An 11858-nucleotide genomic window follows, 5' to 3' on the forward strand; every position below is an offset into this window, starting at 1 on the left:
CATCAAAGCGCATTCCTCCCGGCACTGACCCTACGGGTACAGTGCGGGGCTCCTGCGATTTCTAGCTGAGCTGGGGGCTCAGAAGCCGTGGGCCAATACTTCCTCGGCGGCGCGAGTTCCCGCCCCTGGGGTGAAGTCGCTGTAGCCCACGGTGTGTAAAGCTGACTCCAGAGCAGCCAAGGTCATCAGCACATCGCGGTCGCTGATAAAGCCCAAATGGCCAATGCGGAAGATTTTGCCCTTGAGGTGGTCTTGTCCAGCGGCAAGGGCGATGTCGAAGTGTTTCTTCAAGGTGCTGCGGATGGTGTCAGCGTTGATCCCTTCGGGAGCGAGTACAGCTGTTACCGAAGGACTGGCCGCTGACTCTGGATCAACCAAGAGCTTTAGCCCCAGAGCCTTGACGCCAGCACGGGTGGCCTGGGCCAGCTTGGCATGACGCCGGTAGATGGCTTCCAACCCTTCTGCGCGCATCATGCGCAGGGTAACCTGCAGGGCGTAAAACAGGTTCACCGCCGGTGTAAAGGGAGTGGTGCCTTGGCGCAGGGCCTTTTGCGCCAGCTTAAAGCTCCAGTAGTACTTGGGAAACCTAGAGCGCTCCGTAGCGGCCATGGCCCGCGGGCTGACGGCCACAAATCCCAGCCCTGGTGGGATCATATAGCCCTTCTGGGATCCCGAGGCCACCACATCCAAGCCCCATTCGTCCATTAACACCGGCATTGCCCCCACGCTGGTGACCCCATCCACCAGGACGAGGGCTTCCCCGTGCTCGCGGGCAGCAGCAGCAATGGCTTGGACATCGTTGGCTACGCCGCTGGAAGTCTCCGAGTGGGTGAGGATGACGGCTTTGATGGTTTTTTCCCGGTCGGCAGCCAGCTTTTCTTGGAAGATCTCGACGGGGTAAGGGATCCCCCAGGGGGTTTCCACCCGCTCACACTGAAGGCCAAACTGCTCGGACATTTCCGCCCAGCGCTCCCCAAACTTGCCGTTCACCCCCACCAAAACCCGATCCCCAGGGCTGAGGGTGTTGAGGATCGCGGCTTCCATGGCACCAGTGCCACTGGCGGAAAAGACAAACACATCGGAGGCGGTTTGGTGCAGCCAGCGCAACCCATCGGTGACCTCTTCCAAAATGGCGGTGAACTCTTTGCTGCGGTGCTCGATGGGCCCCCGTGCCATCGCCAGCAGCGCACTCTCGGGAACGGGAGTGGGGCCGGGGATCATCAATATCAGCTTGTCTTTCATGCTTGCCCTGCTTGGGATGCAAGTAAGGTTTAAAAGGTGGCGGCCAGATTCGAACTGGCGCATAGAGGTTTTGCAGACCTCTGCCTTACCACTTGGCTACGCCACCCCATTGCTCAACTGGGCGCAGATATTGTATCCGAAAAGGGGATCCCCCTTCCAGTAACTAAAAGTAGCAGTTCCCAGCTCAGCTAGGCCTCAACCCTTTCTTCCTGCACCTTTAACAGACGGGATCCCAGCAGGCGCTGCAGCCAAGGAGCCAGAAACTTGCGGTTGGCCAACTGCTGCTGGGGATCCTGAGTTTCCAGAGGGAAGGGGGCAAGAGCCCGCAGGGCGGCAGTGGTAACACAGAACATGGCCTTTTGGAAGCTAAGGCAGATTTTCACCCGCAGGTCATCATCCCCGCGAGGCTGGCGGCGGTAGTGCTCTCGCAAGTAGGGGGGCAGGTGGCGCATCATATCCTGCATCAACAGGGTAGGCGGGATCCCAGCGCTGCCTACCGGCAGCGGATCGGCGTAGAGGGCGCCGTAGGCAAAGTCAGCCTGCTCAGCCGGGATCTGGTGGGCCTGGGCGTTGTAGGAAACCGTGCCCATAAACGGAAAGGAGCGGAAAAACACCGCTTCCACATAGGGGATAGCCGTATCTGATAGGAAAGTCAGACCCGCCGAGAGAGGGATGATCTCGTAGCGGCGGCCCCAGATGCAGGGAGCGTAGGTGATAGGCTTGTCGGCAGCTGCCACCAACCCCTGCTGGATGTGAGCCACCACGTCGGGAATGGTGAGGTGGGGTTCTGTCTCAGAGCGCTTGGCCAGCGCCAGGAAAATATCGCTCATCACCCGCCAAAACTGGCCCAAGCCGCTGTACATAGCCAGCATGCGCACCTGTTCTAGAGCAAAGTCGGGAAACAAGATCCCCAAGCCCTGCAAGAAGGGATTGAAGCGGATTTTGGCCCGGATGGCTCTCTTGGCCCGCTCGACAAATTCAGGGGTATCCAGGTAGCGGTCTAGCCCCCCTCCCCCATGCCAGAGCATAGCCTTCATGCAGTATTCGGCAAACTCGTAGTTGATGCGGTCATGCCACAGGTAGCGCAGCCATTTGCCCAGGGTAATCTCGCCGTTGAAATACTTAAACGCCGGAAAAAGCTCCAAAAATTGGTGGTCGGCAATAAAGATCAAATTGCGCGAATAGGCATCCAGCACCTCGCCGTAGCTATGCAGGATGCCAATGACCTCTAGGCGATTGGCAGGGGCATCCGGCACAAGGGCTCCCCCTGCCTCTAGGCGCTGGACAATAGGAGCCAGTTGCAGTTGCTCCAGAGGAGATAAGCCGGCCAGAAAGAAGCAGGAAGGAGCAGGAGCAAGAGTGGCAGTCATGGGAGCAAAAGAAACTCCGTCGATCTCATCAAATCATCAAAAGGAAGACAACCCAAACTGAAAGGCAGTGACCAGTCCTGCAACACCAGCTAGGTTAGCCTTGGCCAAGGCCAAGGTGGTGGACTCCACCCAGCGGGTTGCCCAGCTAGGCTGCAGGCCCAGTAACACCACCAGCGTTGCCAAAACAACAGCAGGCAGGCGCTCTTCAGTGGCGTGGCGTTGCATGGCTATGGCCACTTGCGAGAGGCGCCCAAAAAAGACACGGTTCACCATCAGCAGAAAATAGGCCGCCGTCAATCCCGTCCCCACCATGCACAGGAGCGTTTGCAGGGGAAAGACGGCAAAGCTGCCCCGAAAGAGGGTGAACTCAGCTATAAAGCCCACCATGCCCGGTGTGCCGCCACTGGCCATCACCCCTAGCACCATCAAGCTGCCAATAAGCGGTAAGCCCCGCTCCGGGTTGAGCAATCCCCGCAGCAGCTTGAGATCCCGTGTGCCGGTGTTGGCATAGACGGCTCCCACCAGAAGAAACAGCAGCGAGGAGATGAGGCCATGGCTGACCATCTGAAAGATGGATCCCACCAGGGAGAGGGGAGTGGCTGCTGCTACAGCCAAGAGGATGTAGCCCATGTGGGCAATGGAGCTGTAGGCCACCAGCTTTTTCATATCCTGCTGCACCAAGGCGTTCAGGGATCCATAGAGCACGTTAACCACCGCCCAACCGGCCAGCCAAGGCCCGGCTTGATCCCAGGCATCCGGCAAGAGCTGCAGGCCAAAGCGCACCAGGCCGTAGGTGCCCAACTTCAAAAGCAAACCTGCCAGCAACACGGAAATGGGGGTGGAAGCCTCCACATGGGCATCCGGCAACCAGGTGTGGAAGGGCACCAAGGGGATCTTGATGGCCAGGCCCAGCAGAATGGGAATAAGCAACAGGGTTTGTTGCACCAGGGGCAAGGGGTGAGCCTGCAGGACGGTATAGGTAAAGCTGTGGGCATCGCTCAGCCAACTGAGGCCGAAAAAGCCTACCAACAGCAGGATCCCTGACAGAGCTGTGTAAATCAAGAACTTGGTGGCTGCATAGGTGCGGCGCGGCCCTCCCCAGATGGCGATGAGCAAATACAGGGGGATCAGCTCCACTTCATAGAACAGGAAAAACAGCAGCAAATTCTGAGCCAAAAAAGCTCCGGCCACCGCTGCCGCCAGCATGAGCACCAAGCTGTAGTAGAGGCGGGGCCGCTCCACCTGGCCGCTGGCCCAAATAGCCATCAACACCAGTAGCCCGGTCATCACCACCAAAGGCAGAGAGATCCCATCCACTCCCACCTCATAAACCAAGCCCAACTGGGGGATCCAGGCCATTCTTTCCGCCAATTGCAGGGATCCAAGGTGGGGGTCAAAGATCAGCAACAGCCCCGCGCTCAGGCCAAACAAAACCCACCCAAACCCCAAGGCCAAAGCCCGGTGCAAGCCCTTCCCCGCCTGCTCGGGAATCAACCCAATCAAGATGCTCCCCAACAACGGGATCCCAATCAAAAGGCTCAACATGGCTCTCTCCCATCAATAGGCCAACCCCAAATGGGGCGAACGCAGTAGCCAAGCTGTAACCAACACCATCCCGATGACAATCACCAGCACATAGAGTTGCATCCGCCCCGACAGGGTGTACTTGAGGGCTTCGCCGCTGAAGAAAAAGGCCAGGCTCACCCCGTTCACCAAGCCGTCCACTCCGTTGCGATCCAGCCACTCCAATCCGCGGGAGAGGGCGCTGACCGGTTGCACCACCAGGGCTTGGTAGAGGTGCCCCGTGTAAAAGTCGTGGGCCAGCAGATCCTGCAACTCCGGCCAGGGCAGATATACCCTCCGTTGGTCCCCCCAGTACAGCCAGCCGCCAATGGCTGCCCCCACCAGCCCAGCAGCCGTCAGCAGAGCCGCCATCCACCTCAGCTGCGGGTTCCAGTCGGGATAGAGCCCCCAGCGCCCCAACAGCCAGGGCATGAGCAAGGTTTGCACCGTCAGGATGCCCATGGGCAGAGCCATCAACCAGCCCACCTCAGGGGCCCGGCGGGTTTTGGGTTGCGGGGATCCCAAAAAGACCAGGCCAAACACCCGCGCCAGGTTGAGAGCCGTCAGCCCATTCACCAGCAGCAGCACCCCCACCAGGGCCGGCTGCACCCCGCTGTAGACCAGCGCCAGGCGGGCCAGCGTCCAAAAGCACCCTAGGGGCAGCAGAGCCACCATCCCCAGGGATCCCACGGCAAAAGCGGCCACCGTGGCCGGCATGCGGCTGCGCAGGCCCCCCAGCTCTGTCAAATCTTGGGTAGAGGTGGTGTAGATGAGGGATCCCACTCCCATAAACAGCAACGCCTTAGCCAGGCCGTGCATCAGCAGCAACTCCAGGGCCAGCTCCGGCTGCTGCATTCCCACTGCCACAAACACCAACCCCAAGTAGGCGCTGGTGGAATAGGAAAAGGTGCGCTTGAGGTCAATTTGCGCCAAGGCCACCAGGGATCCGCCCAGGGCTGTGATCGTGCCGATGACCACCAAGACCCCATTCGTAATCGGCGACAGGGCCAAGAGCGGCTGCAGCTTAATCAGCACAAAAGCCCCGCAGGCCACCACTGCCGAATTGCGCAAAATCGAAGCCGGGTTGGGCGCTTCCATCGCCTCATCCAGCCACAGGTGCAGCGGAAACTGGGCGCATTTCCCCAAAGGCCCTGCAATCAAAGCCAACCCCATCAAAGCCGCCCAAGCCGGATCCAAGCTAGTCGTAGCCGCCCAGTCCCGCAGGCCGGAAAAGGTCAAGGCCCCAGAAAAGTTGGAAATTGCCACCACCCCCATCAGCAGCAACAGATCCCCTACCCGCTTGGTTAAAAACGCATCCCGCGCCGCCGTCACCACCAGAGGCTGGGCGTACCAAAAGCCCACCAGCAAATAGGTGGAAAGGGTGAGCATCTCCAGCAGGGCATAGCTGAAAAACAGCGAGTCACTGAGGGCGATCCCTGTCATTCCCCCCTCGAAAAAGCCCATCAGGGCGGCAAAGCGACCCAGGCCCCAGTCCCTATCCAAATACCCCAGCGCATAGATCTGGGCCAGCAGGCTCAAACCGCTGATCCAGACGACGGCCCCCATTGTCAGAGGCGAGATCTCCAAAGACAGGGTCAAATCCAGATCGGCCACCCGAAACCAGGGGTAGTTCAGGATCTGGGGATCCCGACCCCAAACCTGCCGCAACAGCCAAAGGCCATGGGCAAAGGCGGCAAAAGTCAGAAGGATGTTGAGGTAAGCTGCCGGGCGCGGGCCACTGCCCTTGACCCACCCCGTTGCCCAGGGAATGGCCAAAGCTGTTCCCGCCCACCCATAGCAAGGGATCCACCAACTGCTCTCCAACCCCAAAAGAAGGTTCAAGGCCATCAAATACTTAAAAACGGAAAACTAAACTTAACAGCAATAAGTCGGGCCTGTTAACGACCTGCTCCCCATTTCACAATATATTTCACAATGTGTCTGGCTCGAACGGTTCCAAAACCGGGCCGGATGGCTTGAGCCAATCTCGAAGTTGAGCGGCAATGCGCCGGGCGGCCCCTGGGGATCCCATGCGGCGGCGTCCATGGGCCCGCAACTCAGCCGCGTAGTTGGGATCGGCGGCCAGGCGTTCCAGAATCCGGCCAACCACGGCGGGAGCCTGCTCCACTGAGGTCAGGTGGACGGCGGATCCCAAAAGACGGGTCTGCGCTTCGGCAAAGCGCGGGGTAAACTGCGGTCCCTCTCCCGGCAGGGTCACCACCGGTTTTCCCAAGCCCACACATTGCTCGGTGGCCGTTCCCGCCATGGCCAGCACCACCGTTGCTCGTTGGGCACAGGCCCCGAAGTCCCCCCAAACCAGAAGTACATCGCTGCGCTGAGATGGGATCCAAGCCTGAAGCGGGTCTCGCTCCAGGTTGGGGCTGAGGGCAGCATAGACTTGCAGCTCCGTTGGGAGCCGCTCCACCACCTGCATCATCAGAGCCCAGTTGCGATAGGCTTCCGGCGGACGGGATCCGGGCAAGAGCAGCAAGGCCGGTCGGTGGGGATCCAAAGGCAATGTCCCGCGTGGCTCTAGGCCATCCATCATCGGGTTGCCCAGGTAAAAGGCCCTTAGGCCCCGTTTTTGCAAAGCTGTAGCCGTCAGCTCATCCCGCAAAAAAGAACCCAGGCAGCGTCGGTGGGCCATCAGCCAGCGCTCCCAGGGCAGGTAATCGGAAATCGGCTGCCCAAAAGGGATCCAGGGGCGTCGGTAGGGCCCCCGTTCATCTCGCCAGTAATAGTCCGACTTGGCCGTGCCCACAAAGACGTAGGGGATCCCGCTCCACCACGCCATCAGCAAGGGCACAATATCCCCCACGGCCAGCACCAGGTTCCTCTGGGCTGCTGCCCGCCGAACCAACGCCAATTGCCGCCCCGTCAGCCCCAGCAAACCGGCCCGCAAATCCCGCCACAACTGCCGCCAATCCTGATAAATAAACCCCCCCGACGGCATCACCTGGGCAATGGGCAGCAGGGGGATCCCTTGGCGTTGGTAGGCTGTCCCTTCTCCCACAATCGGCAAGGCTTGCACCGGGATCCCCAGTTGGACTAGGGCAACAGCAAGGCGACTGCCCACCTCATCTTCCCCGTGTCCATTGCTCAGACACAGCACCTGCGGTGGATTCGTTGGATTCCATTGGGTTTCCACAGCTTGCCGTAGGCGCAATCTGGGCTGAATCAAGAGGGATCCCCCAGCTCACCAGAAATCTCCTCATAGAATAGAGCCAATCCAAGAGGGGAACCCGGGAGATGATCCGAAATGAGCGACAACGAGCCGAGCTTATTGCAGCGGTAGAAGCCCTTCAGCTGGAAGGCCCCTACTTTATAGAAGAGCGCCTCGCCCGCCATCGCGGCCCTTTCTTGCGGGCAGTGAAAGATGTGCCTGTAGGGGGAACTTGGTGGGAGATCCGCTACTTTCCCGCCTGCGAGCGCTATGCTTGGGCCTACTTGCCGGAAGGGGCCGGCCCACGGGCCTTCGCCTGGGGACACACGCCGCAGCAAGCCTTTCTTAACGCCTTATGGCATCACTCCCTTTCTCCTCAGGGCCAAGGACAGCCTCAGGGAAACCATTCCGATTTACAGTGAATTGACTACTCTCCACCCTACTGACTTGCTTCCGGCTAAGGGTAGGACGGGGCTTTAGGCGCATTTTTTTGGTAAAAATTAAGCAACTCTCTTCCCACGTATAGGGAACATGAAACCCCAGGCCGTCGCCCGTATCCTGGATGCCAACCTCGATCGAGCTCGTGAAGGACTACGGGTATTGGAAGAATGGTTTCGTTTCGGCCTGGAAGAGGGAGAGCTCTCTGCCGAATGCAAGGCCATGCGCCAAGCCCTAGCCCGCTGGCACAGCGATCCCCTGCGTTTGGCCCGCGATACCCCCGCCGATCCAGGCACCCAGATCTCCCACCCCCAAGAGGAGCAACGGCGGGATCTCCGCCACCTCTTGCAAGCCAATTGCAGCCGTGTGCAAGAAGCCCTGCGGGTGTTAGAAGAATACGGCAAGTTGGCCGAATCCCACCACTGGGTGGCCCCTGGCCTGGCCAAGCTGGCCAAAGACATGCGCTATCGGCTCTACGTCTTGGAAAGTGAACTGCTGGGCGGATCCCTGCGGCAGCGTCTCCTGGCAGCCCATCTTTATTTGGTGACCAGCCCTGTGCCCCACTGGCTAGAGGTGGTGGAAAAATCCCTGCGGGGTGGAGTGACCCTGGTGCAATATCGCCGCAAAAACCTCCCCGACGGCGAGATGCTGCGGGATCTCAAACAGCTGCGGCAGCTGTGCGACCGCTACCAGGCGCTGATGATCGTCAACGACCGGGTGGACTTGGCTCTGGTCAGCCAGGCTGATGGGGTTCACCTGGGCCAGACGGATCTGCCGGTCGCCCAAGCTCGGCACCTCCTGGGATCCCAGCGGCTCATTGGCCTGTCCACCACCAACGCCGAAGAGCTGGCCCAAGCCCTGAACAGCGACGTGGACTACATCGGCGTCGGCCCCGTTTACCCCACCCCCACCAAAGCGGAGAAACCCCCTGCCGGCCTGGAGTACGTGCGCCTGGCTGCCGAGAAAGCCCACCTGCCCTGGTTTGCCATCGGCGGCATCGATCCCCACAACCTGCCCGAGGTGCGTCGAGCTGGGGCCACCCGTGTAGCTGTGGTGCGGGCTTTGATGGAAGCTGCCGATCCCACCCAGACAGCCCGCACCATGCTGGCCGAACTGCAAGGGATCCCTGCCCTATCCTAAAGATCAACCGTGAAGCTCAACCGTGAGCATTTTGCTGCTTATTGGCTGTTCCAATCCAAATGGTTTCTGAACAAGTGAGAGGAAGATGAAGTAAGGATGTTCTAAACTCCAGAGGCGATGACAGAAGCCGCAAGAAAAACAAATCCAGACAGCAGGGATCCTGCCCTGGTCGAGATCCCGGCGGAGCTGCAAGCAGGGCTGGTGACAGAGCTGGATTTGATGATCCGGGCCCGCTACCCCCTGGTTTACTTGGTCTCTCCAGAAGAAGAGCCTGCCGATGCCGTGCTAACCCAAGTAGCCAGACGGACAGACCCACCGCGGCAATTGTTGTTCTGGGACTTGGTGCGGGGCTGGCAAGATACAGGCGAGGATCGGGGCTCCATCATGGCGGCACTGGGGCGGGTGTGGCGCTCTGCCCCCAACGAGGACACCCTGTTTGTGCTGCGGGATCTGCACTTTGTGTTGCGCAACGCCAGCAGCGACAAAAACGCTCCCATCATCCGGGAGCTGAAAAACCTCAGCCGCGAGCTCAAGCGCACCCGCAAGATGCTGATCCTGCTCAGCCACACCCTGGAAGTGCCCAGCGACCTGGCAGAGGAGGTCACCGTCGTCGATATTCCCTTGCCCAATAGCGAAGAGATCAGCCGCCTCATCCAGCTCTACGTGGCCCCAGATAAACTCAAGCTCACCCCTCTGGCCCGCGAGCAACTGGTCAAAGCTTGTCAGGGACTGAGCCGAGAACGTATCCGCCGCGTTTTGGCCCGCGCTTTGGCCGCCAAGCAGGAGGTCAATGAAGCCGATATCGACCTGGTGCTAGAGGAGAAAAAGCAGGCCATCCGCCAAACCGGCATCCTGGAGTTTTTCACCGCCCGCGAGACCCTCAAAAGTGTGGGGGGCCTGGATAACCTCAAGGCCTGGGTGCGAGTGCGGCAAGAAGCCTTTACCGAAGAGGCGCGGCGCTATGGCCTGCCCAACCCCAAAGGCGTGCTGCTGGTCGGGATCCAGGGCACCGGCAAATCCCTCTCCGCCAAGACCATCGCCAATGAGTGGCGGCTGCCCCTGCTGAGATTGGATGCCGGGCGGCTGTTTGCCGGCATCGTCGGCGAGTCGGAAAGCCGGGTGCGGCAGATGATCCAACTGGCGGAGGCGATGGCCCCCTGCGTGCTTTGGATCGACGAGATCGACAAAGCCTTTGGCAACATCACCAGCAGTGCCGATGGAGATTCTGGTACCAGCCGCCGGGTGTTTGGCAGCCTGATTACCTGGATGCAGGAGAAGACCAGCCCCGTTTTCATTGTGGCCACTGCCAACAACGTGCCGCTGCTGCCGCCGGAGCTGTTGCGCAAGGGCCGCTTTGACGAGATTTTCTTCTTGAACCTGCCCACCCACGCTGAGCGCAAAGAGATCTTCCGGGTGCATTTGCAGCGGTTGCGCCCCAGCCGCCTGCGAGAATTTGACCTGGAAGCTTTGGCAGCCGCAGCTCAGGATTTCAGTGGTGCCGAGATCGAGCAAGCCATTGTAGATGCCATGTACAACGCCTTTGGGGGCAGTGGCAGCGGCGCCCGGCGGGACTTTACCCAAGAGGATATCCTGCAGGCCATCCGCGAAACCGTGCCCTTGGCCTCGATTGCCCGCGACCAAATCGAAAGCCTCAAGTGCTGGGCCGCCCAAGCCGGTGCCAGAACGGCCTCTCAAGATGCCCAAGTGCTGCAGGAGATGAAGCAGTGTTTTGCCTCTTCTTGAGATTCAGAATGTTGAGATTCAGAATGGGTGAAATCCACCTCCCAGCCCAAATAAGGCGGCTAGTATGCCAATACCCACAGCAACTCCAGCCGCTATCTTCAAGTTTTCTTCTAGGCTTTTAGCATCTGCCTTTTCCTTCATTGCAGTTAGCAAAAATAGCTGATCCTCCTCACTCAGCCCACTTATAAAATGGGGATATAGATTCGATAGGGACAGCTTTAAAATGATCGATCCTACTTCTACAGTGAAGCTCAAGCTGGGAAAGCTTCGAGTTCCTATCTTTCTCTATCTGGGCTATTACTGATTTTGCCTCTTCCTGTAGCTTCTTAGCGCTCTCAACTTGCGACTTGCTATATCCTTTATCAAAAATGGCCATAAAAAGACTAATAACTGAGATTAGAAAGAGCACAAGCCCGATTGAGCTACTTAAGGCACCAATGAACAAGCTCAGGACTAAAAGCGAGAGGGCACCCGGTATAGTGTCACTTTTGGTGGCAAAGGTATGATCAATTTTAGCTTCCTCTTGTTTTATTCCGATAGAGATCAAGTTTCTCCTTAACTCAGTTTTATTCCGATAGAGATCAAGTTTCTCCTTAACTCAGACTTAACTTGCTCCACTCTTTGGTTATAGTTGGCCTCGATGTTTTTCTTACGACGTTCTATCTCTTCTGCAGCTTCCTTTATCTTGTCGAAGTCAAAGGGCCAAGGTTTGCCATCTTGTGTGCTGTAACCGCGTTCTGCTTTTAAGTCTTGGTCATACCCGCTCCCTTTTGTGGGCGAAGTCTGGGAAAGCCTTTGGGAGTCATAGGCTTTTCGCTTCACAGGATCACTCAGGACCGAGTATGCTTCCTGAATAGACTTAAACTTTTCCTCAATGTACTGCCGCCCCTTAACAGGTGTATCTGGGTGAAGTTTATCGGGATGGTATTCTTTGGCAAGCCGCCTGTAGCTCTCTTTAATTTCTTCTAGAGTTGCATTGGGCTGTAATTCCAGCTCGCGGTAAAGGTCTTTCATGGGAGGATCCGGCGCAGGGGGCCTTGTGCCAGCTACTTTGATGCGGGGATCCTATTCCGTAAACTACCCGGCTCCGACCGCTAAGCGGTACGGAGCGGGCTTTCAGTAGCCCTGGGCCTGCTCTGCTCTACCAGAGAACAAAACAGGCCCGAACCTCTAGGCTGGTTTACGACAGCCCCCAAGAG

Annotated in this window: 10 protein-coding genes and 1 tRNA gene; 3 read left to right on the plus strand and 8 right to left on the minus strand. The window is 58.6% G+C overall.

All coding sequences use genetic code 11. From position 1 onward, the window contains the following. Positions 1-78 precede the first annotated feature (78 nt). The 6 genes from NW839_RS08645 to NW839_RS08670 all read right to left on the minus strand — a co-directional run bounded on the left by NW839_RS08645 (position 79) and on the right by NW839_RS08670 (position 7356). Positions 79-1242: a pyridoxal-phosphate-dependent aminotransferase family protein gene (locus NW839_RS08645; RefSeq protein WP_414350720.1), complete on the minus strand. Its 1164-nt coding sequence runs from the start codon at positions 1240-1242 to the stop codon at positions 79-81. A 34-nt stretch (positions 1243-1276) separates the two neighbouring features. Next, a tRNA-Cys gene (locus NW839_RS08650) sits at positions 1277-1348 on the minus strand. Between the two features lie 82 nt (positions 1349-1430). Next, on the minus strand, positions 1431-2612 hold the full coding sequence (locus tag NW839_RS08655) for a CO2 hydration protein (RefSeq protein WP_011433407.1): 1182 nt from the start codon (positions 2610-2612) through the stop codon (positions 1431-1433). 36 nt (positions 2613-2648) lie between these two features. Continuing rightward, positions 2649-4157 carry an NADH-quinone oxidoreductase subunit M gene (locus NW839_RS08660; protein WP_414350719.1) on the minus strand — a complete coding sequence of 503 codons (1509 nt, stop codon included), beginning with the start codon at positions 4155-4157 and terminating at the stop codon, positions 2649-2651. Positions 4158-4169: 12 nt separating this feature from the next. Then, positions 4170-6023 (minus strand): NAD(P)H-quinone oxidoreductase subunit F, encoded by a 1854-nt coding sequence (locus NW839_RS08665; protein WP_414350717.1) that lies wholly within the window; start codon positions 6021-6023, stop codon positions 4170-4172. Positions 6024-6105: 82 nt separating this feature from the next. Beyond that, complete coding sequence (locus NW839_RS08670) at positions 6106-7356, minus strand: lipid-A-disaccharide synthase-related protein (protein WP_414350715.1); 1251 nt, start codon at positions 7354-7356, stop codon at positions 6106-6108. Positions 7357-7424: 68 nt separating this feature from the next. Between NW839_RS08670 and NW839_RS08675 the strand changes: the two genes are divergently transcribed. The 3 genes from NW839_RS08675 (at position 7425) to NW839_RS08685 (ending at position 10659) form a co-directional block, all read left to right on the plus strand. Continuing rightward, on the plus strand, positions 7425-7760 hold the full coding sequence (locus NW839_RS08675) for a hypothetical protein (RefSeq protein ID WP_414350714.1): 336 nt from the start codon (positions 7425-7427) through the stop codon (positions 7758-7760). 109 nt (positions 7761-7869) lie between these two features. Next, on the plus strand, positions 7870-8916 hold the full coding sequence (locus tag NW839_RS08680; protein WP_414350712.1) for a thiamine phosphate synthase: 1047 nt from the start codon (positions 7870-7872) through the stop codon (positions 8914-8916). 219 nt (positions 8917-9135) lie between these two features. Continuing rightward, a complete protein-coding gene (locus NW839_RS08685) occupies positions 9136-10659 on the plus strand; it encodes an AAA family ATPase (protein WP_414350722.1) in 1524 nt (507 codons plus the stop codon). A 169-nt stretch (positions 10660-10828) separates the two neighbouring features. On the opposite strand, the gene NW839_RS08690 is transcribed toward NW839_RS08685, so the two are convergent. Together NW839_RS08690 and NW839_RS08695 are read right to left on the minus strand one after the other, a co-directional pair. Next, complete coding sequence (locus tag NW839_RS08690) at positions 10829-11206, minus strand: hypothetical protein (protein ID WP_414350709.1); 378 nt, start codon at positions 11204-11206, stop codon at positions 10829-10831. Positions 11207-11214: 8 nt separating this feature from the next. After that, a complete protein-coding gene (locus NW839_RS08695; RefSeq protein ID WP_414350708.1) occupies positions 11215-11673 on the minus strand; it encodes a J domain-containing protein in 459 nt (152 codons plus the stop codon). Between the last annotated feature and the right edge of the window lie 185 nt (positions 11674-11858).

The organism is Synechococcus sp. R5-15, from assembly GCF_047462035.1.
Lineage (GTDB): Bacteria > Cyanobacteriota > Cyanobacteriia > Thermostichales > Thermostichaceae > Thermostichus.